This is a genomic window from Pseudomonas sp. NPDC089396, assembly GCF_044749545.1.
Lineage (GTDB): Bacteria > Pseudomonadota > Gammaproteobacteria > Pseudomonadales > Pseudomonadaceae > Aquipseudomonas.
In genome coordinates, this window is the sequence record NZ_JBIVIC010000010.1 from 12,277 (window position 1) to 38,556 (window position 26,280).

General features: G+C 65.5%; 15 protein-coding genes. 5 read left to right on the forward strand and 10 right to left on the reverse strand.

The features are described from left to right. Window positions 1–453: 453 nt before the first annotated feature. The 4 genes from ccoP to ccoN are packed head-to-tail and all read right to left on the reverse strand — an operon-like array spanning window position 454 to window position 3,644. The gene (ccoP, locus tag ACIPZB_RS18985) at window positions 454–1,389 is read right to left on the reverse strand and encodes a cytochrome-c oxidase, cbb3-type subunit III (RefSeq protein WP_400642080.1); all 936 of its coding nucleotides are present in this window, start codon (window positions 1,387–1,389) and stop codon (window positions 454–456) included. Beyond that, on the reverse strand, window positions 1,386–1,592 hold the full coding sequence (locus ACIPZB_RS18990; protein WP_400642081.1) for a cbb3-type cytochrome oxidase subunit 3: 207 nt from the start codon (window positions 1,590–1,592) through the stop codon (window positions 1,386–1,388). The genes ccoP and ACIPZB_RS18990 overlap by 4 nt, the downstream gene beginning before the upstream one ends. Window positions 1,593–1,597: 5 nt before the next feature. Next, window positions 1,598–2,206: a cytochrome-c oxidase, cbb3-type subunit II gene (ccoO, locus tag ACIPZB_RS18995; RefSeq protein WP_400642082.1), complete on the reverse strand. Its 609-nt coding sequence runs from the start codon at window positions 2,204–2,206 to the stop codon at window positions 1,598–1,600. Between the two features lie 13 nt (window positions 2,207–2,219). Then, entirely contained in the window at window positions 2,220–3,644 is a 1,425-nt protein-coding gene (gene ccoN, locus ACIPZB_RS19000) for a cytochrome-c oxidase, cbb3-type subunit I (protein ID WP_400642083.1), read from the reverse strand. Window positions 3,645–3,694: 50 nt separating this feature from the next. On the opposite strand from ccoN, the gene ACIPZB_RS19005 reads away from it, so the two are divergent. After that, a complete protein-coding gene (locus ACIPZB_RS19005; RefSeq protein WP_400642084.1) occupies window positions 3,695–4,387 on the forward strand; it encodes an alpha/beta family hydrolase in 693 nt (230 codons plus the stop codon). A 113-nt stretch (window positions 4,388–4,500) separates the two neighbouring features. Here the strand turns inward: ACIPZB_RS19005 and ACIPZB_RS19010 are convergent, their stop codons facing one another. After that, window positions 4,501–4,785, reverse strand: a complete 285-nt coding sequence (locus ACIPZB_RS19010; protein ID WP_008093478.1) for a pyrimidine/purine nucleoside phosphorylase — start codon at window positions 4,783–4,785, stop codon at window positions 4,501–4,503. Window positions 4,786–4,879: 94 nt separating this feature from the next. Continuing rightward, a complete protein-coding gene (locus ACIPZB_RS19015; protein ID WP_400642085.1) occupies window positions 4,880–5,425 on the reverse strand; it encodes an exonuclease domain-containing protein in 546 nt (181 codons plus the stop codon). 163 nt (window positions 5,426–5,588) lie between these two features. Between ACIPZB_RS19015 and ACIPZB_RS19020 the strand changes: the two genes are divergently transcribed. Both ACIPZB_RS19020 and ACIPZB_RS19025 read left to right on the forward strand, forming a co-directional pair. Beyond that, window positions 5,589–6,389 (forward strand): substrate-binding periplasmic protein, encoded by an 801-nt coding sequence (locus ACIPZB_RS19020; protein WP_400642086.1) that lies wholly within the window; start codon window positions 5,589–5,591, stop codon window positions 6,387–6,389. Between the two features lie 64 nt (window positions 6,390–6,453). Beyond that, window positions 6,454–7,467 (forward strand): GNAT family N-acetyltransferase, encoded by a 1,014-nt coding sequence (locus tag ACIPZB_RS19025; RefSeq protein WP_400642087.1) that lies wholly within the window; start codon window positions 6,454–6,456, stop codon window positions 7,465–7,467. A 114-nt stretch (window positions 7,468–7,581) separates the two neighbouring features. Here ACIPZB_RS19025 and ACIPZB_RS19030 read toward each other — a convergent pair whose 3' ends face one another. Continuing rightward, window positions 7,582–8,112 (reverse strand): RNA polymerase factor sigma-70, encoded by a 531-nt coding sequence (locus tag ACIPZB_RS19030; protein WP_008093474.1) that lies wholly within the window; start codon window positions 8,110–8,112, stop codon window positions 7,582–7,584. A 306-nt stretch (window positions 8,113–8,418) separates the two neighbouring features. On the opposite strand from ACIPZB_RS19030, the gene ACIPZB_RS19035 reads away from it, so the two are divergent. Beyond that, window positions 8,419–21,372, forward strand: a complete 12,954-nt coding sequence (locus ACIPZB_RS19035) for a non-ribosomal peptide synthetase (protein WP_400642088.1) — start codon at window positions 8,419–8,421, stop codon at window positions 21,370–21,372. Window positions 21,373–22,349: 977 nt separating this feature from the next. Beyond that, window positions 22,350–22,826, forward strand: coding sequence for an OsmC family protein (locus tag ACIPZB_RS19040; RefSeq protein WP_400642089.1), 477 nt, complete (start codon window positions 22,350–22,352; stop codon window positions 22,824–22,826). Window positions 22,827–22,957: 131 nt separating this feature from the next. Here ACIPZB_RS19040 and dsbG read toward each other — a convergent pair whose 3' ends face one another. From dsbG to dsbD, 3 genes are read right to left on the reverse strand one after another with little or no spacing between them, the layout of a single operon-like run. Continuing rightward, window positions 22,958–23,716, reverse strand: coding sequence for a thiol:disulfide interchange protein DsbG (dsbG, locus tag ACIPZB_RS19045; RefSeq protein ID WP_008097056.1), 759 nt, complete (start codon window positions 23,714–23,716; stop codon window positions 22,958–22,960). A 1-nt stretch (window position 23,717) separates the two neighbouring features. Then, complete coding sequence (locus ACIPZB_RS19050; RefSeq protein WP_400642090.1) at window positions 23,718–24,554, reverse strand: prolipoprotein diacylglyceryl transferase family protein; 837 nt, start codon at window positions 24,552–24,554, stop codon at window positions 23,718–23,720. Next, window positions 24,554–26,269, reverse strand: a complete 1,716-nt coding sequence (gene dsbD / locus ACIPZB_RS19055; RefSeq protein ID WP_400642091.1) for a protein-disulfide reductase DsbD — start codon at window positions 26,267–26,269, stop codon at window positions 24,554–24,556. The genes ACIPZB_RS19050 and dsbD overlap by 1 nt, the downstream gene beginning before the upstream one ends. Window positions 26,270–26,280 lie beyond the last annotated feature (11 nt).

Here is a 26,280-nt window from a genome sequence, read left to right on the forward strand (position 1 = left end):
GTTCCACGGTTTTGGTGTTCTTGTTGGTTGGAAAATCGGCGCCAGTATCGTTAACCACCAGGGTTATGGCAACGCAAGGACACCTGCGCCGACCCGTGTCCGGGCCCTGTTGCCGATGTCCCGCGGCAACAAGGTGCGGACGATTGTACACAAATAAATATTTGTAATGTGTACCGTTTTTCGCCTTTTTCTGATCGATCGGTCAAGCTTTTTCTGCGGGCGGCGTCAGGCTATGCGCCGCGTCTGCTTCGCTGGATTGGCAGCGAAGCCCACTGAGGCAACAAGCTTAGTTCGGTTGGGGGGTGGTGCAAGGCGGGGAGTAGGGCGGGAGAGGGCTGGGGGCTGCTTGGCAGCCCATTCGCCTGCAAGCCGGCTCCCACAGGATTTGCAGCGCTGCGATCCCTGTGGGAGCCGGCTTGCCGGCGATTGGGCCGCAAAGCGGCCCTGGAAATGTTACTTGGCAGTCAGGCTTTCAGGTTCCTGCGACAGGCTGTACACATAAGCTGCCAGCAAATGTACCTTGTCATTGCCCTGAATCTCCGCCTGGGCCGGCATCTGCCCCTGGCGGCCATAGCGAATGGTCTGCTGCAGCTGGGCGAAGCTCGACCCATAGATGAACGCCTGCGGATGGTTCAGGTTCGGCGCCCCCATGGCCGGGGTGCCATTGCCCTCAGGTCCGTGGCAAGCCACGCAGTTGGCCGCGAAGATCTCCTTGCCCTTCGCCGCGTCAGCCTTGATCCCTTCCGGCAGGCTGCGGCCATCGAGGTTGGTCAGCACATAGGCGGACACATCAGCCACGCCCTGTTCGCCGATCACTTCAGACCAGGCCGGCATCACGCCGTGGCGGCCATTCATGATCGAGGCCTTGATGGTTTGGGCCTCGCCACCCCAGCGCCAGTCCTTGTCGGTCAGGTTGGGGAAACCATAGGCACCTTTGGCGTCCGAGCCGTGGCACACCGAGCAGTTGGACGCGAACAGGCGGCTGCCCATCTTCAGTGCCTGCGGGTCCTTGGCCACTTCCTCGATGGGCATGGCGGCGTATTTGGCGAAGATCGGGCCGAACTTGGCGTCGGCCTTGTCCATTTCCTTCTGCCACTCGTTGACGCCGGTCCAGCCGTTCTCGTAACCGGGCAGCATGCCTTTCCAGTTGCCCAGGCCCGGGTAGAGCACCAGGTAGCCGGCGCCGAACACCAGGGTGCCGACGAACAACCAGAACCACCACTTGGGCAGCGGGTTGTCGTATTCCTCGATGCCATCGAAGCTGTGCCCCATGGTCTGGTCGGTGGTGTTCTTGCTCTGGCCCTTGCGGGTCGAAAGCAACAGCCACGCCAGGCCGATCAGGCTGCCGATGGTCAGTACGCTGATGTACGTACTCCAGAAGGTGGTCATTGCCCTTTACTCCTCATCGCAGCAGTCATGGCAGCAGGTTTCTGCCCAGCGGGGGGCAGGCGGTCGTCGACGAAGGGCAGCAGGCGCGCTTCGGCGAAATCACGGTCACGGCGGCGGTTGAACACCCACAGCGTCAGGCCGATGAAGGCGATCATCACCACAAGGGTGCCCAGGCCACGGATCATGCCGATGTCCATTTCCATCGCACTCACCTCTTGTTCTTGATCGAGGTGCCCAGCACCTGCAGGTAGGCGACCAGGGCATCCATCTCGGTGTTGCCCTTGACCGCCTCGCGGGCACCGGCAATGTCGTCGTCGCTGTACGGCACACCGAGGGTGCGCAGGGTGCGCATCTTGGTGTCGGTGTGGCTGTTGTCGACCTGCTGGGCGACCAACCACGGGTAGGACGGCATCTTCGACTCCGGCACCACGTTGCGCGGGTTGTACAGGTGCGCGCGGTGCCAGTCGTCCGAGTAGCGGCCACCGACCCGGGCCAGGTCCGGGCCGGTACGCTTGGAGCCCCACAGGAACGGGTGGTCCCACACGCTTTCACCGGCCACCGAGTAGTGGCCGTAACGCTCGGTTTCGGCGCGGAACGGGCGGATCATCTGCGAGTGGCAACCGACGCAGCCTTCGCGGATGTAGATATCGCGGCCTTCCAGCTGCAGCGCGGTGTAGGGCTTCATGCCTTCGACCGGCTTGTTGGTCACGTCCTGGAAGAACAGCGGGACGATCTGGGTCAGGCCGCCGATACTGACGGCGAACACCATCAGCAAGGCCAGCAGGCCGACGTTCTTCTCGATCACTTCATGTTTCATCAGGCAGGTCTCCTCAGGCCAGTTGCGCGTTGGCAGGGGCGGCGACGGCGGCCGGGGCTCGCACGGTGCGCCAGGTGTTCCAGGCCATCAGGAACATGCCGCTGAGGAAGATCGCACCACCGACGAAGCGCACGATGAAGCCAGGGTGGCTGGCCACCAGGGTTTCGACGAACGAGTAGGTGAGCGTGCCGTCGCTGTTCACCGCCCGCCACATCAGGCCCTGGGCGATGCCGTTGACCCACATCGAGGCGATGTACAGCACGGTGCCGATGGTCGCCAGCCAGAAGTGCGCGTTGATCAGGCCGATGCTGTGCATCTGCTCTTTGCCGAACACTTTCGGGATGGTGTGGTACAGCGCACCGATCGAAATCATCGCCACCCAGCCAAGGGCGCCGGCGTGTACGTGGCCGATGGTCCAGTCGGTGTAGTGGGACAGGGCGTTGACCGTCTTGATGGCCATCATCGGGCCTTCGAAGGTGGACATGCCGTAGAACGCCAGGGACACGACCAGGAAGCGCAGGATCGGGTCGCTGCGCAACTTATGCCAGGCACCGGACAGGGTCATCATGCCGTTGATCATGCCGCCCCAGCTCGGCGCCAGCAGGATCAGCGACATCACCATGCCCAGCGACTGCGCCCAGTCGGGCAGCGCGGTGTAGTGCAGGTGGTGTGGACCTGCCCAGATGTACAGGGTGATCAGCGCCCAGAAGTGGACGATCGACAGGCGATAGGAATACACCGGGCGCTCGGCCTGCTTGGGCACGTAGTAGTACATCATCCCCAGGAAGCCTGCGGTCAGGAAGAAGCCCACCGCGTTGTGGCCATACCACCATTGCACCATGGCATCGGTCGCGCCGGCATACACCGAGTACGACTTGGTCAGGCTGACCGGCAGCTCCAGGTTGTTGATGATGTGCAGCATCGCCACGGTGAGGATGAAGGCGCCGAAGAACCAGTTGCCGACGTAGATGTGCTTGGTATTGCGCTTCATCATCGTGCCGAAGAACACGATGGCGTAGCAGACCCAGACGATGGTGATCAGGATGTCGATCGGCCATTCCAGCTCGGCGTATTCCTTGGAGCTGGTGTAGCCCAGCGGCAGGGTGATGGCTGCCAGCAGGATGACCAGCTGCCAGCCCCAGAAGGTGAACGCGGCAAGCTTGGGTGCGAACAGGGTGGTCTGGCAGGTACGTTGCACCGAATAATAGGAGGTGGCGAACAGCGCGCAGCCGCCGAAGGCGAAGATCACCGCATTGGTATGCAGGGGACGCAGGCGGCCGAAGCTGGTCCAGGGGAGGTCGAAGTTCAGGGAAGGCCAGGCGAGCTGGGCGGCAATGAAGACGCCGAGCCCCATCCCGACGATTCCCCACACCACCGTCATGATGGCGAATTGGCGGACCACCCTGTAGTTATAGGCGGTACTGCTTGTTGTGTTCATGTATGGGTTCCCATCCACGGTTATTTGGCAGGCTTTATAGCGAGGCAAGCATGATTAATGGGCAAAGTGCCTGTATTGACGGGGATCAATGGGCGAAGATCGGAAATGTCCCAGGCTTGCGCTGCGATTCCCCATCGAATCAGGGACATAGCGCACCTGCGGGGTGCCTGATCCTGGCCCATGGCGCAGGGGCGCCAATGGACAGCGAATTCATGAACGAAATGGCGCAAAGGCTGGCGGCGCTTGGGGTTGGCGTGGTGCGCTTCGAGTTCCCCTACATGGCCGAGCGCAGGGTCGGGGGCGGCAAACGGCCGCCCAATCCGCAGAAGGTGCTGCTCGAATGCTGGCGCGAGGTGTACCGGCAGGTGCGACCTTTGGTCACGGGAAAGCTGGCGATTGGCGGCAAGTCCATGGGCGGGCGCATGGCCAGCCTGCTGGCTGACGAGCTGGGTGCCGATGCATTGGTGTGCCTGGGGTATCCGTTCTATGCGGTGGGTAAACCCGAGAAGCCGCGAGTGGAGCACCTGGCGCAATTGAAGACGCCGACGTTGATCGTCCAGGGCGAGCGGGATGCGTTGGGAAATCGGGAGGCGGTGCAGGGGTACGCGCTGTCACCGTCGATCGAGGTGAGCTGGCTGGTGGCGGGGGATCATGACCTGAAGCCGCTGAAGGCGTCGGGGTTCAGCCATGCGCAGCATTTGCAGGCGGCGGCCGAGAAGGTGGCGGGGTTCCTGCAGAAATAGCGCTGGCTTCATCGCCGGCAAGCCGGCTCCCACAGGTACTGCACAGGCCTCGAAAGCGGTGCGATCCCTGTGGGAGCCGGCTTGCCGGCGATAAGGCCGGTACAGGCTACCGCTTAGTCGCGGTACTCGCACAGGTAAGCGGTATCCACCGCCACCTTCAACTGGAACTTGCTGTCGGCAGCCACATTGAACTTGTCGCCAGCGTTGAAGGTTTCCCAGTTGTCGCTACCCGGCAGCTTCACGGTCAGCGCACCGGAAACCACGTGCATGATTTCACGCTTGGCAGTGCCGAACTCGTATTCGCCCGGGGCCATCACGCCGACGGTGGCCTGACCTTCAGCACCTTCGAAGGCGATCGACTTGACGGTGCCATCGAAGTACTCGTTGACCTTGAACATGGGGCGACTCCTGAAAAGAGAGGGGGATGAAAAAGGGCTGGCCAGTATGCCCAAGCCCATTCACGCCGTCATCTGCTTTCAGGCGCCCCCGCCCTCAAAGGCCCGGCAGGCTCAAGGGCAGCAACCGTGCCGTATTGCGCGCATCCTCCAGCGCCCGGTGCTGCTGGCCGCTAAAGTGCATGCCAGCCAGGTGCAGGGCACCGTTGAGCCCGGTCGGGCGTTGCAGGTGGCGGGCCTTGGCGAAGCGCTGCTTGAGGTTGATGTGCGGCAGGTTGCGCAACAGGCTGTCGAGCTCATGCTGCTGCCATTCCTGCAACAGTTGCTGGCGGTCGTAGTCACCCCAACTGACCCAGGCCTGCAACTGCCCGCGATGGTGCCCCAGCCAGCGCTCGAAGCGCGCCCACACGTCCGGAAACGCCGCAGCGCTGTCGACGCTGGCCTGGCTGATTTTGGTCAGCTGGCGGCAGAACGGCGTCAGCTGGGGCCGCCGGCGCGGCCGCACGAAGCGCTGGAAATGGTCCACCTCGCGGCCCTCGCGGGTCACCAGGCTGGCGCCAATTTCAATGACTTCCATCTCCGTGACCGGCCAGCCACCGTCATCGGTGGTGGCTTCCAGGTCGATCACCAACCAGTGGCCCATACCAGGCTCCCTCGCCATACATGCTAGAGCAGCGTAGCCAATGTCCGGCCTCATGGCACCCTCTGGCAAAATGCCCTCATTTTGGCATTTCCAGCGGTTGTGCCGTTTTTCGAAAACGCCTAGCTTAAGCGCAACCAGGTATGAACCGTGATGAGTGCCCGTCTTGACTCCTGCACCCGGCCTGAAGGTTTTTGCCACCCTGTTGCTGTTGGCCGTTGCCTGGCTGGCGGCACCGACATGGGCTGTCGACGCCATCGAAGTGAAAATCGGTGCCGCACATTTCCCGCCCTATACCGTGCGCCCGGAGCAGGGTGCTGACACCGGGCTGTTGCCGCAACTGGTCCAGGCCTTGAACGACTTGCAGCCGGATTACCGCTTTGTGCTGGTGCCCACGTCCATTCAGCGGCGCTTCGGCGATTTGCAGCAAGGCCGTACCGACATGGCGATCTTCGAGAACCCTACCTGGGGTTGGCAGCAGATCCCGCACCAGACCGTGGACATGGGCCTGGAAGATGCCGAGGTGTTCGTCGCGAAAAAGGTCGTCGGCCGTGACCAGCACTACTTCGATGACCTGCAGGGCAAGCGCCTGGCGCTGTTCAATGGCTATCACTACGCCTTCGCCCGTTTCGACCCCGACCCTGACCACCTGCGCGCGACCTACAACGCGACCCTGACCTATTCCCATGACAGCAACCTGCTGATGGTCCAGGCCGGGCGCGCCGACATCGCCTTGGTCACGCGCTCCTACCTCAGCGATTTCCTGGTGCGCAACCCCACCAGCCTGGACACGCTGATGGCGTCCGAGCGTATCGACCAGGTCTATCACCACTACGCCTTGCTGCGCCCAGGCGCTCCCATCAGCGCCGAGCAGTTCTCCGCGCTGCTGCGCTACCTGCGCGAGACCGGCGAACTGACGCGGATCTTCCAACCCTATCGGATCACCGTCGCGGCGCCCGCCGAGTAAATTCCAAGGTCGCGGCCACGTTTTCATCCGTGAGCCTTTCTTTCACTCACCGTGAGCCAAGACCATGCCGTTCGATGCCGCTTCGCAGCCGTTGTCACTGCCTCGCTGGCACAGCCTCAGCGCCGACCAAGGCGACCGCTGGCTGAGCCTGACGCTGGAGGACCGTCCCCTGATCCAGGTGCGCCTGGTGCCGGGCGAAACCCTTGAGGTCCATATTGAAAGCCTTTGCCCCGAGCGCCCCCAGCAAGCGTTGTGGACCGCCTGCTACTGGCTGCTGTCACGCGACCCCGCCTGCCAGCGCCTGACCTGGCACCTGCCGCAGCCGCAACCCGAGGCGCTGGCCAGCGGGCTGCTGGTGATGGGCGAGAGGCCAGGCGTGTACCGGTGCGAGCGCACGCTGTTCTGGCAGTTGCCGCATCCCTGGCTGAGTCAGGCGTCGACCGCCGCCTACCCACAGCAGATGCAGCTGAGCGATGGCAAGCGCCACCCCCGCCGGGCGCCCAAGCCGCGTGGCGAGGTCTATCGCCGTTTCGATGCCCGGCTGGGCAGCTGGGTGTCGTTGCGGACGCTGGAAATCGACCAGGACCTGGCGCGATTCAACCGCTGGCAGAACAACCCGCGGGTGGAGAAGTTCTGGCAGGAGGGCGGCTCGCTGGAGCAGCACAGGGAGTATCTGGCCAAGCTCGAAGCCGACCCGCACACCCTGACCCTGATCGGCAGCTTCGACGACCAGCCGTTCGCCTACTTCGAGGCCTACTGGGCCAAGGAAGACCGCATTGCACCGTTCTACACGGCCGACGACTACGACCGTGGCGTGCACATGCTGGTGGGCGAGGAGAACCACCGCGGGCCGCACAAGGTCGCCAGCTGGCTGTCGGCGCTGGTGCACTACCTGTTCCTCGATGACCCGCGCACCCAGCGGGTGGTGGCCGAGCCGCGTGCCGACAATGGCAAGATGATCGGCTACATGCACGACCAGTGCTTCCATTGCGAGAAAGCGTTCGATTTCCCGCACAAGCGGGCAGCGCTGATGATTCTGGGGCGGGAGCGGTTCTTCGAGCGTTGCAAGCTGGCTTGAAACCGGGTCGCCTTCATCGCCGGCAAGCCGGCTCCCACAGGTACTGCACAGGCCTCAAGAACGGTGCAATCCCTGTGGGAGCCGGCTTGCCGGCGATGAAGGCGACGCCGAACCTCAGCCTTGCCGGTTAGCGGTCTTGCGGCAATGCACCAGCGCATCGCGAATCATGAAGTTGACCAAGGTCGGCGACACCCCCAGCTCCTTGGCGATGTCCTTCTGCGGCACGCCATGCAGGCGGTACATCTCGAACGCATAGCGGGTGCGCGGGGGCAGTTCGTTGAGCGCCTCGGCAATGTGCTCCAAGGCGGCAAGATTGATATGGGTGGCCTCCGGCGAGGCGTTGAGCACGACGACGTTGAGGCCTTCCTCCTCACTGCCGGAGTACTTCAGCTCCATCGCCTGCTTGCGGTAGTGATCGATGGCCAGGTTGCGCACGATCTGGAACAGGTAGCTGAGCTGGGCCTTGAACGACGAGGTGATGTGGGGGGCGGAACCGAGCCGGAAGAAGGCGTCCTGCACCACGTCTTCGGCGCGCGAGCGGCAACCGGTGATGCGTGCCGCGATCTTGACCAGAATGCTGCGGTTGTCGACGAACGCCTGGAGTAATGGTGAATCGCACTTACTTGTGGATAGCTGTTCCGCCATGGAAATCACCTTGTCTCGGAAGGGAAAGGGAGCACCCCTGGCGGGGAAGCTTCCTACGACGTGCGACAAACTATTCAGAATGATAATGATTGTCAAATACGAAAGTTAATCAGTATCCATTAGTTTCAGTTCTAAGCCGACAGCCGTGATGCAGTTCACTTTCTGCACCTTCCGGCACCGCGTTTCGCCGTTAATTTCTTCCGTTGCCCATCCGTTCCCCTGTGTACATCCGGCCGCCGCATGCTGCCCGCCGCCCTTGCGCGAGGCAGCCGGCCCGACTTACCCAGACACTGGCAGGAACACCCCATGACGGACGCCTTCGAACTCCCGCTCTCGCTGGTCCAGGCACTGGCGCAACGTGCCGCGCACACCCCGGACCGCATAGCCCTGCGCTTTCTGGCCGACGCCCCCGGCGAGCAGGCCGTGCTCAGTTACCGCGAGCTGGACCGTCGCGCGCGCACCATTGCCGCCGCCTTGCAGGCCCAAGCGGGGTTCGCCGACCGCGCCGTGCTGTTGTTCCCCAGCGGCCCGGACTATGTCGCGGCGTTCTTCGGCTGCCTGTATGCCGGTGTCATCGCCGTACCGGCCTATCCGCCGGAGTCGTCGCGCCGTCACCATCAGGAGCGCCTGCTGTCGATCATCGACGACGCCGAGCCGCGTCTGCTGCTGACCGTGGCGGCGCTGCACGACAGCTTGCAGGGCCTCGAAGCCCTGGCTGGCGACAACGCCCCCGCACTGCTGGCGGTGGACACCCTGGACCCGAGCTTGGCCGAGGCCTGGCGCGAGCCGACGCTGGCCGGCGACGACATCGCCTTCCTCCAGTACACCTCCGGCTCCACGGCGCTCCCAAAGGGCGTGCAGGTCAGCCATGGCAACCTGGTGGCCAACGAGCTGTTGATCCGCCACGGCTTTGGCATCGACCTGAACCCCGACGACGTGATCGTCAGCTGGCTGCCGCTGTACCACGACATGGGCCTGATCGGCGGCCTGCTGCAGCCAATCTTCAGCGGCGTGCCTTGTGTGCTGATGTCGCCGGGCTACTTCCTGGCCCGACCGCTGCGCTGGCTGCAGGCGATCAGCGAATACGGCGGCACCATCAGTGGCGGGCCGGACTTCGCCTACCGCCTGTGCAGCGAGCGGGTCAGCGAAGCGGCCCTGGCCGACCTCGACCTGAGCCGCTGGCGCGTGGCCTATTCCGGCTCCGAACCGATCCGCCAGGACAGCCTCGACACCTTCGCCGAAAAGTTCGCCGCCTGTGGTTTCCAGCCGAGCAGCTTCTTCGCCAGCTACGGCCTGGCCGAGGCCACCCTGTTCGTCAGCGGCAGCCGCCGCGGGCAGGGCATCGCGGCACTGGAGCTGGATGCCGAGGCCTTGGCCGCCAACCACGCCCAAGCCGGGCAGGGCAGCGTGCTGATGAGCTGTGGCTACCCGCAGCCGGGGCACGCCGTGCGCATCGTCGAGCCTCAACACCAGCAATGGCTGGACGACGACCAGGTGGGCGAGGTCTGGGCCGCTGGCCCGAGTATCGCCTTGGGTTACTGGCGCAACCCCGAGGCCACCGCCCGAACCTTCGTGGAAATGGACGGACAGACCTGGCTGCGCACCGGCGACCTCGGCTTCATGCGCGAAGGCGAAGTGTTCGTCACCGGGCGCCTGAAGGACATGCTGATCGTGCGCGGCCAGAACCTCTACCCGCAGGATCTGGAAAAGACCCTGGAACGTGAGGTCGAGCAGCTGCGCAAAGGCCGTGTGGCCGTGTTCGCCGTGGACGATCAGGGCGAGGAGGGGATCGGCGTGGCGGTGGAAATCAGCCGCAACGTGCAGAAGGCCATGCAGCCCGAGGCGCTGATCAAGACCCTGCGCCAGGTCATCGCCGATGCCTGTCGCCAGGCGCCGGCCGTGGTCCTGCTGCTCAACCCGGGCGCACTGCCCAAGACCTCCAGCGGCAAGCTGCAGCGTTCGGCCTGCCGCCTGCGCATGGATGACGGTAGCCTCGATAGCTACGCCCGTTTCCCGGCCGCTACCGAATCAACCGCGGCCACCGCAGCCGGCGATGGCCTGCAGGCACGCATTGCCGGTGTCTGGTGCGAGATCCTCAAGGTCGAGTCGGTAGCGGCCGACGATCACTTCCTGCTGCTGGGCGGCAATTCCATCGCTGCCACCCAGGTCACCGCGCGCCTGGCCGATGAGCTCGGCATTCAACTGAACCTGCGCGCCTTGTTCGAAGCGCCGACCCTTGCCGAATACAGCGTGGCCGTGGCGGCAATCATCAAAGAGGGCGGTGGCGTAAACGCGGCCATCGCATCCCTGAGCCGTGGCCTGGCGCTGCCTCAGTCATTGGCGCAGAACCGCCTGTGGCTGCTGTGGCAGCTAGAACCGCAATCCGCCGCCTACAACATCCCCGCCGGTCTGCACCTGCGCGGCGAGCTGGACGAGGCCGCACTGGAGGCGGCGTTCCAGGCGCTGGTAGCGCGCCACGAGGCGCTGCGCACGGTGTTCTGCGAAGCAGACGGTCAGGCCCTGCAGCGTATCCTGCCCGAGCAGCCGTTCAAGCTTCGCCGCCTCGACCTGCAAGGGCTGGATGCCGCAGCCGTAACCGAGCGCCGCGAAGCGGAAGCACAGCAACCGTTCGACCTGGGTCAAGGCCCGCTGCTGCGCGTGACCCTGGCGCGACTGGACGACGAAGACCATCAACTGTGGGTGACCTTGCACCACATCGTTGCCGATGGCTGGTCGCTGAACATCCTGCTCGACGAGTTCGCCAAGCTCTATGCCGCCCGTTGCCAAGGCCTTGAAGCTTTGTTGGCCCCGCTGTCGCTGGGGTATGCCGACTATGGCAACTGGCAGCGCCAGTGGTTGGCCGAAGGCGAAAGCGCGCGCCAGCTGGAATACTGGAAAGCCCGGCTGGGCGATGCATTGCCGGTGCTCGACCTTTACCCTGACCAGCCGCGTTCCAGCCAGCAGACCAACCACGCCGCACGCCTGAACCTGAAAGTGCCGGCCAAGCTCACCGAGGCGCTCAAGGGCCTGGCCCGCGAGCAACAGACCAGCCTGTTCATGGTCTTGCTGGCAGCCTGGCAAGGCCTGCTGCACCGCTACACAGGGCAGGCCGACATCCGCGTCGGCGTGCCCAACGCCAACCGCCCGCGTCAGGAAACCCAGGGCATGGTCGGCTTCTTCATCAACACCCAGGTGCTGCGCGCGCAACTGGACAGCCGCCAGCCGTTCGCCCAGCTGCTGGCGCAAGTACGGCAAACCACCCTCGACGCCCAGGCCCACCAGGACCTGCCGTTCGAGCAACTGCTCGAAGCCCTGCCCGAAGCCCGTGAGCAAGGCCTGTTCCAGGTCATGTTCAACCATCAGCAGCGCGACCTGTCGGCCCTGCGCCGCCTGCCGGGCCTGTTGGCCGAAGAGCTGCCGTGGCACAGCCGCGAAGCCAAGTTCGACCTGCAACTGCACAGCGAAGAAGACCATCAGGGCCGCCTGAGCCTGGCCTTCGACTACGCGGCCGAGCTGTTCGAGCGCGGCACCGTGGAGCGTCTGGCCCAGCACCTGCTGGCACTGCTGGCGCAAGTGTGTGCGCAACCGCAGTTGGCCTTGGGTGATGTCGACCTCCTTGATGAGCCAGGCCGCCGGCAACTGCTTGCCTGGGGCCAGGCGCCTGCACCGACGCCTCAGTGCCTGGTGGTCGAGCAGCTCAACGAACAGGCGCGCCAGACCCCGCAGCGCACGGCGCTGGCCTGGGAAGGTGGCAGCCTCGACTACGCCGAGCTGCACCAGCAGGCCAACCGCCTGGCCCATTACCTGCGCGACAAAGGCGTCGGCCCCGACACCTGTGTGGCCATCGCCGTCGAGCGTTCGCCGCAACTGCTGATCGGTTTGCTGGCCATCCTCAAGGCGGGCGGTGCCTATGTGCCGCTGGACGTCGACTACCCGGCCGAGCGTCTGGCCTACATGCTGCGCGACTGCAAGGCCAGCCTGCTGCTCAGCCACAGCGGCATGCTCGCCACCTTGCCGCAGGTCGACGGCGTCAGCGCCATCGCCCTCGACCAACTGCACCTGGACAGCTGGCCAAGCCACGCGCCGGGCCTGCACCTGCACGGCGACAACCTCGCCTACGTGATCTACACCTCCGGCTCCACCGGCCAGCCCAAGGGCGTGGGCAACACCCATGCGGCGCTGGCCGAGCGCCTGCAGTGGATGCAGGCCACCTACGCGCTGGACGACAGCGACGTGCTGATGCAAAAGGCGCCGATCAGCTTCGACGTGTCGGTGTGGGAATGCTTCTGGCCGCTGATCACCGGCTGCAAGCTGGTGCTGGCCGGCCCCGGTGAGCACCGCGACCCGCAGCGCATCGCCGCGCTGGTGCAGGCGCATGGCGTGACCACGCTGCACTTCGTGCCGCCGCTCTTGCAAGTGTTCGTCCAGGAACCCCTGGCGGCGGGCTGCACCAGCCTGCGCCGGTTGTTCTCCGGTGGCGAGGCATTGTCGGCGAGCCTGCGCGACCGCGTGCTGCAACGGCTGCCGCAGGTGCAGTTGCACAACCGCTACGGTCCGACCGAAACCGCCATCAACGTCACCCACTGGCACTGCCGAGCCGAGGACGGCGCCCGCTCGCCAATCGGCCGGCCGCTGGGCAACGTGCTCTGCCGTGTGCTGGATGATGAGCTGCAACTGGCCGCCCCGGGCGTACCGGGCGAGCTGTACCTGGGCGGCGAGGGCCTGGCTCGTGGCTACCTGGGCCGCCCAGGCCTGACCGCCGAACGCTTCGTGCCCCAGGCCGATGGCGACGGCGCGCGTTTGTACCGCAGTGGCGACCGCGCTCGCTGGCAGGTACAGGCCGATGCACTGGAATATCTTGGCCGCCTCGACCAGCAGGTGAAGGTGCGAGGTTTTCGCGTCGAACCTGAAGAAGTGCAGGCGTGCCTGCTCAGCCAGCCAGGGGTCGAACAGGCGCTGGTGCTGATCCACCAGGACGCGGTTGGCGCGCAGTTGGTCGGCTATTACAGCGGCACTGCAGCGGCAGATGCGCTGCTGGCCAATCTGGCCGAGCGCCTGCCTGCTTATATGGTGCCGGCGCAACTGATCGCCCTTGAACACCTGCCGCTGGGCCCCAGCGGCAAGGTCGATCGCAAGGGCCTGCCTGCGCCGGTCTGGCAGCAGCGCGAGCATGTCGAACCGCAGACCGCGCTGCAGCAGCAGGTCGCGGCGATCTGGCGCGAGGTGCTGAACCTGCCACGCGTCGGCTTGCACGACGACTTCTTCGCCCTGGGTGGCCATTCCCTGCTGGCCACCCAGATCGTCTCGCGCACCCGCCAGGCCTGCGATGTCGAGCTGCCGCTGAAAGTGCTGTTCGAGGCCAGCGAGCTAGGCGCCTTCTGCGCGCAGATCGCGCACATCCAGGAAGCCGGCGAGCACAACCTGCAGGGTGAGATCGCCCGCGTCGACCGCCGCCAGGCCGTGCCGTTGTCGTATTCCCAGCAGCGCATGTGGTTCCTCTGGCAGGTGGAGCCGCACAGTCCGGCGTACAACGTTGGCGGCATGGCGCGCCTGCGCGGCACGCTGCATGTCGATGCCTTCGAGCGTGCCCTGCAGGCGCTGATCGTGCGCCACGAAACCCTGCGCACCACCTTCCCGGCCATCGACGGCGTGCCTTATCAGTGCGTCGCCCAGGACGGCTCGCTGCAACTGGACTGGCAGGACTTCAGCGCCTTGCCCGACGCCACCCGCCAGCAGCGTCTGCAGCAACTGGCCGACGAGCAAGCGCACCAACCGTTCGACCTGGAGCGTGGCCCGCTGCTGCGCGCTTGGCTGGTGAAGGCCGAAGATCGCGAACATTACTTCGTGCTGACCTTGCACCACATCGTCACCGAAGGCTGGGCCATGGACATCTTTGCCCGCGAACTGGGCGAGCTGTACGAGGCCTTCGTCGACGACCGCGAGTCGCCCCTGGCGCCGCTGCCGGTGCAGTACCTGGACTACAGCCTGTGGCAACGGCAATGGCTGGAAAGCGGCGAGGGCGCCCGTCAGCTGGCCTACTGGAAAGCCCGCCTGGGCGATGAACACCCGGTGCTGGCGCTGCCCGCCGACCGACCACGCCCGGCGGTGCAGAGCCACCGTGGCGAGCTGTACCGCTTCGACCTCGACCCGGCGCTGGTCGCCCGCGTGCACGCATTCAACAGCCAGCGCGGCTTGACCCTGTTCATGACCATGACCGCCACCCTGGCCGCCTTGCTGCACCGCTACAGCGGCCAGCGCGACCTGCGCATCGGTGCGCCGGTGGCCAACCGCATCCGCCCGGAAAGCGAAGGCCTGATCGGCGCCTTCCTCAACACCCAGGTGCTGCGCTGCGAGCTGGACGGGCAGATGAGCGCCGCCGCCTTGCTCGACCAGGTGCGCCAGGCCGCCATCGAAGGCCAGTCGCACCAGGACCTGCCGTTCGAGCAACTGGTTGAAGCCCTGCAGCCGCCGCGCAGCAGCGCCTACAACCCGCTGTTCCAGGTGATGTGCAACGTGCAGCGCTGGGCCTTCCAGCAAAGCCGTGAGCTGGCCGGCATGCAGGTGGACTACCTGGTCAACGACGCCAGCGCCACCAAGTTCGACCTGTACCTGGAAGTCACCGACCTCGATGGCCGCCTGGGCTGCTGCCTGACCTATAGCCGCGACCTGTTCGACGCGCCGCGCATCGCGCGCATGGCCGAACACTGGCAGCAGTTGCTGGCCGGCCTGCTCGACGACCCGCAGCAGCGCCTGTGCGAACTGCCGATGCTGGCGGACGCCGAGCAGCAGGTATTGATCGGCCAGTTGCAGGGCGAGCACCACCATGCCCTCGACCAGACGATCCACGGCCTGTTCGCCGCCCAGGCAGCGCGCACGCCGCAAGCCGGCGCGCTGACGTTCGCAGGCGAACACCTGAGCTACGCCGAGCTGGACCAGCAGGCCAACCGCCTGGCCCGAGCGCTGCGTGAACGCGGTGTGGGCCCGCAGGTACGTGTCGGTCTGGCCCTGGAGCGCTCGCTGGAAATGGTGGTCGGCCTGCTGGCCATCCTCAAGGCCGGTGGCGCCTATGTGCCGCTGGACCCGGAATACCCGCTCGACCGCCTGCGCTACATGATCGAGGACAGCCGCATCGGCCTGCTGCTGAGCCAGCGCAGCCTGCTCGAAACCCTCGGCGAGCTACCGCCCGGCGTGCAGCGCTGGAGTCTGGAAGACGACGCCGCAAGCCTGTCCGCCTACAGCGATGCAGCGCTGGACAACCTCAACCTGCCGCAGCACCAGGCTTACCTGATCTACACCTCCGGCTCCACTGGCAAGCCAAAGGGCGTGGTGGTCAGCCACGGTGAAATCGCCATGCATTGCCAGGCGGTGATCGACGCCTTCGGCATGCGCAGCGACGACTGCGAACTGCACTTCTATTCGATCAACTTCGACGCCGCCAGCGAACGCCTGCTGGTGCCGCTGCTGTGTGGTGCGCGCGTGGTGCTGCGGGCCCAGGGCCAATGGGGCGCCGAGGACATCTGCCAACTGGTGCGCGAGCAGCAGGTGAGCATTCTCGGTTTCACCCCGAGCTACGGCAGCCAGCTGGCCCAGTACCTGGCCGGGCAGGGCGAGCAGTTGCCGGTGCGCCTGGTGATCACCGGCGGCGAAGCGCTGACCGGCGAGCACCTGCAGCGCATCCGCCAGGCCTTCGCGCCGCAGCAGTTCTTCAACGCCTACGGCCCGACCGAGACGGTGGTCATGCCGCTGGCGTGCCTTGCGCCCGACACCCTGCCCGCCGACGCCGGCAGTGTGCCGATCGGCCGGGTAATCGGCGCCCGCAGCGCCTATATCCTCGACGAAGACCTGGCGTTGCTGCCCCAAGGGGGCATCGGCGAGCTGTACGTCGGCGGCGCTGGCCTCGCCCAGGGCTACCACGACCGCCCGGGCCTGAGCGCCGAGCGCTTCGTCGCCGACCCGTTCAGCACTGACGGCGGGCGCCTGTATCGCACCGGCGACCTGGTGCGCCTGCGCGCCGACGGCCTGGTGGAGTATGTCGGCCGTGCCGACCAGCAGGTGAAAATTCGAGGCTTTCGCATCGAGCTTGGCGAAATCGAAAGCCGCCTGCAGGAACATGCCGATGTCGACGAGGCCGTGGTCCTGGCCCTCGACCTGCCAGGTGGCAAACAGCTGGTAGGTTACCTGGTGTGCAAGCAGGCCAGCGCCGACAGCGAAGCCCAGGCCTTGCTGCGTGAAGCGGTCAAGGCCGATGCCCGCCTGCACCTGCCGGATTACATGGTGCCGGCGCACCTGGTGCTGCTGGGCAGCCTGCCACTGATGGGCAACGGCAAGCTCGACCGCCGGGCCTTGCCCTTGCCTGATCTGGAGCAGGCGCGCCAGCAGTACCAGGCGCCGGCAAACGTGCTGGAGGCGCAACTGGCGCAGATCTGGCGTGATGTGCTCAACGTGTCCCGCGTGGGTGTGCAGGACAACTTCTTCGAACTGGGCGGCGATTCGATCCTGTCCATCCAGGTGGTCAGCCGTGCCCGCCAACTGGGGCTGCAGTTCACGCCGCGCGACCTGTTCCAGCACCAGACCATTCAGACGCTTGCCGCCGTGGTCACCCACAGCGAAGTGGCCAGCGGCATCGAGCAGGGTGCGCGGCAGGGCAAGACCGGACTGACGCCGATCCAGCACTGGTTCTTCGACAGCGAGGTGGTTCAGCCCCAGCACTGGAACCAGGCGGTGTTGCTGCAAGTGCGCCAATCGTTGCACAAGGCTCAGCTTGAACAGGCACTGATGGCGCTGCTGGAGCATCACGACAGCCTTCGCCTGCGCTTCACCCAGGCCAATGGCCGCTGGCAGGGCGAATTCGCCGCGCCTGCCAATGTGCAACTGCTGTGGACCGCCACGGTGGCCGACTTCGACGACTGCCAGGCGTTGTACAGCGACGTGCAACGCAGCCTCGATCTTGAGCAGGGCCCCTTGTTGCGTGCCTTGCTGGTAACGGACGGGCAGGGCGCCCAGCGTCTGCTGCTGGCGATCCACCACCTGGTGGTCGACGGTGTGTCCTGGCGCGTACTGCTCGAAGACCTGCAGGCGCTGTACCGTGGCCAGCCGCTGGCGGCCAAGACCCACGCCATGGCTGACTGGGCCGCGCGCCTGGGCAGCTACGCCGGCAGCGACTCGCTGCGTGACGAGCTTGGCTGGTGGCAAGGTCAACTGGCCAGCGTGCGCCATGAACTGCCGTGCGATCACCCGCAGGGCGGCAACCTGCATCGCCACGCCAGCACTGTGGCCATCGGCCTGGATGTCGAGCAGACCCGCCAGTTGCTGCAGCAGGCCCCGGCGGCCTATCACACCCAGGTCAACGACCTGCTGCTGACCGCCCTGGCCCGCACCCTGTGTCGCTGGAGTGGTGATCAGGAAGTGCTGGTGCAGCTCGAAGGCCATGGCCGTGACGGCCTGTTCGAAGACATGGACCTGACCCGCAGCGTCGGCTGGTTCACCAACGCCTACCCGCTGCGCCTCGACCCCCAGGCCGGCGAGGACGATGGCGCGCGCGCCGCGTCGATCAAGCGGATCAAGGAGCAACTGCGCCAGGTGCCGCACAAAGGCCAGGGTTATGGCGTGCTGCGCTACCTGGCCGACGACGCCACGCGGGAAAGCATGGCGGCGCTGCCACAGGCGCGGATCACCTTCAACTACCTGGGCCAGTTCGACCAGCAGTTCGATGCTGCCGCGCTGTTCCAGCCGCTGGATGCCCCGGCGGGCCTGGCCCACGACCTCGATGCGCCACTGCCGAACTGGCTCAGCGTCGACGGCCAGGTCTATGGCGGTGCCTTGCAACTGCGCTGGACCTACAGCCGCGAGCGTTACCACGAGCAGACCATCGCGCAACTGGCGGAGGCTTATCGCCAGGAGCTGCTGGCCCTGGTCGAGCATTGCCTGGCCGATGGCAACGGCAGTTTCACGCCGTCGGACTTCCCGCTGGCGCACCTAACCCAGGAGCAGATCGACGCGCTGCCGATCCCGGCTGCCGAGATCGAGGATGTCTACCCGCTGACACCGATGCAGGAAGGCCTGCTGTTGCACACCCTGCTGGAGCCGGGCACCGGCATCTACTACATGCAGGACCGCTACCGGATCAACAGCGCGCTCGACCCGCAGCGTTTCGCCCAGGCCTGGCAGGCCGTGGTGGCGCGTCACGAAGCCCTGCGTGCGTCGTTCAGCTGGAGTGCTGGCGAAGCGATGCTGCAGATCATCCACAAGCCGGGCAACACGCCGGTCGATTACCAGGACTGGCGCGGTCTCGACGAGGCGGCCCAGGAGCAGCGCCTGCAAGCCTTGCACAAAGAGGAGCGCGAGGCCGGTTTCGAGCTGCTGCGCGAGGCGCCGTTCCACCTGCGGCTGGTGCGGGTCGACGACGAGCGCTACTGGTTCATGATGAGCAACCACCACATCCTCATCGATGCCTGGTGCCGTTCGTTGCTGATGAACGACTTCTTCGCGCTCTACCAGGCCCTCGGCGAAGGCCGCCAGGCGCAGCTGCCGGTGCCGCCGCGCTACCGCGACTACATCGGCTGGCTGCAACGCCAGGACCTGGACGAGGCACGTGGCTGGTGGCAGGCCAACCTGGCCGGCTTCGAACGCGCCACGGCCATCCCCAGCGACCGCCCGCTGCGCAATGACCACGCAGGCGAAGGCATGGTCGTCGGCGACTGCTACACCCGTCTGGAGGCCAGCGACGGCGTGCGCCTGCGCGAACTGGCCCAGGCCCACCAGCTGACCATCAACACCTTCGCCCAGGCAGCCTGGGCACTGGTGCTGGCACGCTACAGCGGCGACCGCGACGTGGCCTTCGGCGTGACCGTGGCTGGGCGCCCGGTGAGCCTGCCGCAGATGCAGCGCACGGTCGGCCTGTTCATCAACAGCATCGCCCTGCGCGTGCAGCTGCCCGAGCCGGGCCAGCGGCGCAGTGTGCGCCAGTGGCTGCAAGGCCTGCTGGAGCGCAACATGGAACTGCGCGAGTACGAGTACCTGCCGTTGGTGGCGATTCAGGCGTGCAGCGAACTGCCCAAGGGCCAGCCGCTGTTCAACAGCCTGTTCGTGTTCGAGAACGCGCCGGTGGAAAGCGCGGTGCTCGACCATGCCCAGCACCTGAACGCCAGCTCCGACTCGGGCCGTACCCACACCAACTTCCCGCTGACGGCGGTGTGCTACCCGGGCGACGACCTTGGCCTGCACTTGTCGTTCGACCAGCGCTACTTCGACTTCCCGACCATCGAACGTCTGCTGGCCGAGTTCAAGCGCCTGCTGCTGGCGCTGGTGCAAGGCTTCGACGGCGAGGTCAGCGAGCTGCCGCTGCTCGGCGAGGCGGAACAGCGCTTCCTGCTCGACGACTGCAACCGCACCGAGCGGGCCTATGCCCTGGAGCAGAGTTATGTCGCGCTGTTCGAAGCGCAGGTCGCCGCGCACCCCGAGCGCACGGTCGCCCGTTGCCTGGAGGCATCTTATGACTACGCCGGGCTGAACCTCGCGGCCAACCGCCTGGGCCATGCTCTGGTCGCGGCCGGCGTGGCCATCGACCAGCCGGTCGCGTTGCTGGCCGAGCGTGGTTTGCCGCTGCTGGGCATGATCGTCGGCAGCTTCAAGGCCGGGGCCGGCTACTTGCCGCTGGACCCGGGCCTGCCTTCGGCGCGCCTGCAGCGCATCGTCGAGCTCAGCCGCACGCCGGTGCTGGTGTGCAGCGCGGCCTGTGCCGAGCAGGCGCGTCAGCTGCTGGACGAACTGGCGGGCGTGGCCCGGCCGCAGTTGCTGGTGTGGGAAGAGGTCCAGGGCAGCCACATCGCCAGTCACAACCCCGGCATTCACAGTGGGCCGGACAACCTTGCCTACGTGATCTATACCTCCGGCTCCACCGGCCTGCCCAAGGGCGTGATGGTCGAACAGCGCGGCATGCTCAACAACCAGCTGAGCAAGGTGCCGTACCTGGCCTTGAGCGAGCATGACGTGATCGCCCAGACCGCCTCGCAGAGCTTCGATATTTCGGTATGGCAGTTCCTTGCCGCACCGCTGTTCGGCGCCAAGGTCGAGATCGTGCCGAACGCCATCGCCCATGATCCGCAGGGCCTGCTGGCCCATGTGCAGGCCACCGGCATTACCGTGCTGGAAAGCGTGCCGTCGCTGATCCAGGGCATGCTGGCCAACGACCACCAGGCCCTGGACGGCCTGCGCTGGATGTTGCCGACCGGTGAGGCCATGCCACCGGAGCTGGCGGCGCAATGGCTGCAGCGTTACCCGGGGATTGGCCTGGTGAACGCCTACGGACCGGCGGAATGCTCGGACGATGTGGCGTTCTTCCGTGTCGACCGCGAGTCGACCCGCAGCAGTTACCTGCCGATCGGCACACCAACCGACAACAACCGCTTGTACCTGTACGGCGAGGACCAGGCCCTGGTGCCGCTGGGGGCCGTGGGCGAGTTGTGCGTTGCCGGTACTGGCGTCGGGCGTGGCTATGTCGGTGATCCGGTGCGTACTGCGCTGGCCTTCATCCCGCATCCGCACGGCGCACCAGGCGAGCGGCTGTACCGCACCGGTGACCTGGCGCGGCAGCGGCCGGACGGGGTGCTGGAGTACGTCGGGCGTATCGACCACCAGGTGAAGATCCGCGGTTACCGCATCGAGCTGGGCGAGATCGAGGCCCGTCTGCACGAGCAGCCCGAGCTGCGTGATGCCGCCGTGGGCGTGCAGGAAGGCGGCAATGGCAAGCATCTGGTTGGCTATCTGGTGGCTCACCAAGGTGTCAGCGCCGATGCCGCGCTGCTAGAGCAGGTCAAGCAACGCCTGCGTGCCGAATTGCCGGAATACATGGTGCCGCTGCACTGGGGCTGGTTCGACAGCCTGCCGCACAACGCCAACGGAAAGCTCGACCGTAAGGCCCTGCCGGCCATTGATATCGGCGGGCAGCACAGCCAGGCCTACCTGGCGCCGCGTGATGAGCTGGAAGAGGTGCTCGCCGGCATCTGGGCCGATGTGCTCAAGGCCGAGCGGGTAGGGGTGCATGACAACTTCTTCGAGCTCGGCGGGCATTCGTTGCTGGCTACGCAGATTGCATCGCGGGTGCAGAAGCAGTTGCAGCTTAATGTGCCGCTGCGGGCGATGTTCGAGTGCAGCACGGTGGAGGCGTTGGCGGCGTATGTGCGCGGGTTGCAGGACAGTGCGCTGGATGAGGAGAAGGTGGATCGGTTGAGTGATTTGATGGCGGAGTTGGAGGGGTTGTGATTGGCGGGGCGCTTTGCGCCCCATTCGCGGGACAAGCCCGCTCCCACAGGTAAACACCGCCCGCAAGAACAGTGGGGTGTCTGTGGGAGCGGGCTTGTCCCGCGAAGAGGCCGGTGAAGCATCGCGGATAAATCCGCTCCTACAGCTCGGTTTTAGGTTTGGCGCTGCCGCCTACCCCCATTTATCGCCGTGCGCCAAAGGCGAACAACCATGGCCTGACAGACCGTGGCACGTTGCAACAAATGTAGGAGCGGATTTATCCGCGATGCGCCGCGCGGGCGGCGCTCGATTTGCGCCGCACTACAAAACTCAAGACTTGCACCCTCATCCTCTATGGGTTCTCGAGTCGTTGTGGAGGCCATTGGTTCGATGTGGAAGTTAAGTATTTCGTAGTTGTAAGTGCTTAAGCATTTCATCTCGACACCTTCGCAGTAGTGCAGGTGCCCCCAAAGAGCTACGGGGCACCTGCTTTTCAATTGTTTGCATTGGTGTGATTTGAAATTGAATTTTCATAGGTACCCCCTTGTTTTTATTTGATGCGCCATTGATTGGTGTAGCAGGAGGATTAATGCGGGATGGGAGGTGAGTCAACTCATTGATTTTCGGATGGGTGAGCTGAAGTGTTGCTGTGTTTAAGTAAGAGGCTGTTGTGTGGGCAAGTGCTGTAGGAATGCTCTTACAGGGCGATAAGTTATTTGCGCTACTTCCGGTTGCGCGAAAGAATTTTCTCTTTCTTGAGTCGGAAGCGTCCGAATGTCCAAATTCTTACATCCAATAAAAACTGCTTCAAAACATGTAAACGCAATCGCCGGCAAGCCGGCTCCCACATGGACAGCGCTGGTTTCAAGCCTTGCGCCATACCTGTGGGAGCCGGCTTGCCGGCGATAGGGCGGTACGCAAACTCAATAACTCAATGGAACGGGCCGAACCCTCACCTATTCTGTAGACCCTACAAAACCCGCAGCCGAGGATCTGGCATGAAGGCACATACATACGCGGTCAAGGTGGTTTGGACAGGTAACACCGGAGAGGGGACTTCTGGGTACCAGGCTTACAAGCGCGATTTCACCGTCCAGACCCAGGGCAAACCACAGCTGCTCGGCTCGGCCGACCCTGCATTCCGTGGCGACCCAGGCCGCTGGAACCCAGAAGACCTGCTGCTCGCCTCGATCTCGGCCTGCCACAAGCTGTGGTACCTGCACCTTTGTGCAGTGAACAATGTGACCGTCGTGGAATACGTCGATGGGGCAGAGGGGCGCATGGTCGAAGGCGATGGCCAGCGCAAAGGGCATTTCGTCGATGCCGTCCTGCGGCCTCAGGTTGTGGTGAGTGCCGATTCCGATGTGGAGCTGGCCATGCGGCTGCATGACGAGGCCCATCATGAGTGCTTCATCGCCAACTCGGTCAATTTCCCGATTCGCTGCGAGGCGGTGGTCAAGGCGAAGGGGCTGTAGCGGGTGGGGGCGCTTTGCGCCCCAATCGCCGGCAAGCCGGCTCCCACATGGACAGCGCTGTTTTCAAGCCTTGCGCCATACCTGTGGGAGCCGGCTTGCCGGCGATTGGGCCGGTGCAGACTACCTAGACCTCAACGCTTGCCGAGAATCTGCCCCAGCAGCTCCGGCCTTGGCGCCCCTTGCTGGCTCTGCAGGTTCCCCTGCTCATCCTGATAGAAAATCGCCGGCGTCGCCTGCAACCCCATCTCATCCATCAACGCCAGATTCGCCTCAAGCTTCTTCTGCACCGCCTCCGGCACCTTGTCCAACGCCTTCAGCGTGCTCGCCCGGCCGGCCTTCTCATGCTGCTGCAGCGCCTTGGCCGGGTCTTTCGCGGCCAGCAGCGCCGCCGACTTGCCCGGGCTGTCCTCGCGGATGATGCCAACCATGATATGCCGCAGCTGCACCTTGCCCGACTCCACCCACGGCCGCGCCTGCTGCCAGAACATGTTGCAGTACTGGCAGTTCGGGTCGCTGAACAGGTACACCTTGCGCGGTGCATCGGCCTTGCCATCGGCGATCCAGCTGGTGTTTTCAAGCTTCGCCCAGATGGCCTTGGACATCGGCCCGTACACCAGCTTCTCCAGTGGCTCTGCACTCATGTCGTTGCCCTGTTCGTCGAACAGGCTACCGACCAGCACATGCTTGCCATCCGGCGTGAGGTAGAAGGCGATGCCGTTGTTCTGGTATTCGGCGGCGTAGCCGCGCAGGCCGTCGGGTGCATCGAAGCTGCCCTTGATCACGGCACCTTTGGCTTGCAGTTGCTGGATCGCCTTCGGCAACTCTTCGGCTTGCGCCAGTGGGGCGGCCAGCAGGGCCAGGGAGAGGGGCAGCAGTGCAGTCAATCGCATGTCAATTTCCTTGTGCGGCAGGGGCGGGCGCGGCGGCCCGTTGGAAGGGTTCCAGGGCGTGACGCAGGCTGGCCCGGGACAGCTCGCCGAGGTGGCTGCCGATCAGGCGGCCGTCGGCGTCGTAGAACAAGGTGGTCGGCAACGCCATCGAGCCGACCCGCTGGGCCAGCACACCGGCGCCATCGAACAGCACATGGGTCAGGCTCAGGCCGGTGGTGGCGAGGAAGGTGCTGACGTTCTCCGGCGTTTCACCCTGGTTGACGAACAGGAAGGTCACGTGGGGGTATTCGCCCTGGGCCTGCTGCAACACCGGCATCTCGCGCCGGCACGGCGGGCACCAGGTGGCCCAGATATTGATCACCAGCGGCTTGCCGCGGTAGCTGTGCAGGGCCACCGACTGTCCACCGGCATTGCGCAGGCTCAGCTCGGGCAGCTCGGTGCCCTTGCTGTACAGGTGGCCGCCCAGGCTGGCCAGGCCCCAGAACAGCGCGCCACTGAACAACGCCCAGCCCAATGGGCGGCGCAGCCCGGGATGGCGCCAGCCTTGCCAGAGGGCGGCGAGGACGATGCCGACCAGCCCCGACCAGAACAGGAAACCGCCATCGCGGATATCGATTACCTGCAGCAGGTCGTCACGGTACATCGGCCAGTAGGCCACGACGAAGCCCAGGCGGGCGCACAGCAATCCGATCAGGAACAGGTTGAACAGCGCCGACTCCGGGCTTTCACCGCCACGCCGGGCGGCCCACCATCCGACCAGGCTGGCCACGCCCAGGGCGGCGAGCATCAACAGGTGGTTGAGGGCCATGGTCAATGGCCCCAGCGTGACGGTCAGCATCAGCCTTGGCTCCTGGTCTGGGTCCAGTGTTGCAGGAACGCGGCGGCGTCCACTTCACCGGTGATGCGCCGCGCACGGCGTTCCTCGCCTTCCGGGCCGAGCCAGATGATGCTCGGCGGGCCGGGTACCTGGTAACGCTGCAGCAGCTCGCGGCTGGCCGGCGCGTCGGCGGTCACGTCCAGGCGCACCAGGTGCACGTCGGCCAGGCTGGCCTGCACCTCGTTGCGGGCGAACACCTGCTTTTCCATGACCTTGCACGACACGCACCAGTCGGCATAGTAGTCCAGCATCACCCACTGGCCGCGGGCCTTGGCGGCGTCCAGCTCGCGTTGCAGGTCTTGCGGGCTGCTGACCGTGACGAATGCGTCTTCGCCGTGCTGCGTGGCAGCCGGCGCGGCGCCGCCGCCAGCGAATGGCCGCAACGGTTGCCACAGGTCATCGCCACCGGCTGCGGCGCCGACCAGCAGCAAGCCACCCCACAGCGCTCCCAGCAGCGGCACCGCGCGCAGCGCAGGCAAACGCTGCAGGGCAGGCCAGGTGGCCCAGCCCAGGGCGATCAGCCAGGCGCCGCTCAAGGCCAGCAGCAGCGGGGCGCTCAGCAGGCCGCGCACGGTGTACAGGGCCATGGCCAGGAACACGAAGCCGAACACCCCTTTGACGCGGTTCATCCAGGCGCCAGGGCGCGGCAGGTATCGGTTGCCCAGGGTCACCAGCAACAGCAGCGGCACGCCCATGCCCAGGCCCAGGCTGAACAGCACCAGCCCACCCTGCAGCACATCACCGCTCTGGGCGATGTACAGCAGCGCACCGGCCAGCGGGGCGGTCATGCACGGGCCCATCAGCAATCCGGACAACGCGCCCAGCAACGCGGCGCCAAACAGGTTGCCGCCCTGGGTGCCTTGCCCGGCACGGTCCAGGCGGTCGCGCAAGGCGGCAGGCAGTTGCAGCTCGAAAGCGCCGAACATCGGCAAGGCCAGCAGCACGAACAATGCCGCCAGGCTGCCCAGCAGCCAGGGCTGTTGCAGCCAGGCCTGGAGGCTCGCGCCCAGCAGGGCGGCGACCACGCCCAGTGCCGCGTATACCAGTGCCATGCTCAAGACGTAGACGCCCGCCAGCACCCAGCCACGCCGCGCGCTGGCGCCGTTGCCCAGGACGATGCCGGCGAGGATCGGCAGCATCGGCAGCGAGCAGGGGGTGAACGCCAGCAGCAGGCCAAGGCCGAAGAACGCCAGCAGGCTCCAGGCCAGGCTCGCGCTCTGCAAGCCGCTGGCCAGGGCCTGATCGCTGGCCTGATCGGCGACTGGCGCGGCCTTGCCACCCAGCTCGATCACGGTGGTCTGGGGCGGGTAGCACAGGCCCGCGTCGGCGCAACCCTGCCAACCCAGGCGCAGTTGGCCCTGGGCGTTGGCCGGCAGCAGCAGTTCGAGTTGGTCGCGGTACACCGCGCTGTCGCCGAAGTACTCGTCGTGGTGGTTGAGGGCAGGCGGCAGTTGCGGCTGCTGGTCGGCGGGCAGGCCGTCGAACTTCAGGCGCTTCTGGTACAGGTAATACCCCTGCTTGATCTGGAAGAACAAGCGCATCTGGCCGTCGGCCTGGCGGTCGTGGGTCAGCACGAAGGCCTGGTCCACCGGCAAGAAGTCGGGTTTGACGTCGAAGGGGTTGGCTTGCAGTGGGCCGGCCAGCAGCAATGTCAGGAAGAGCAGGAAAACGCGCATGTCTTCGCCTT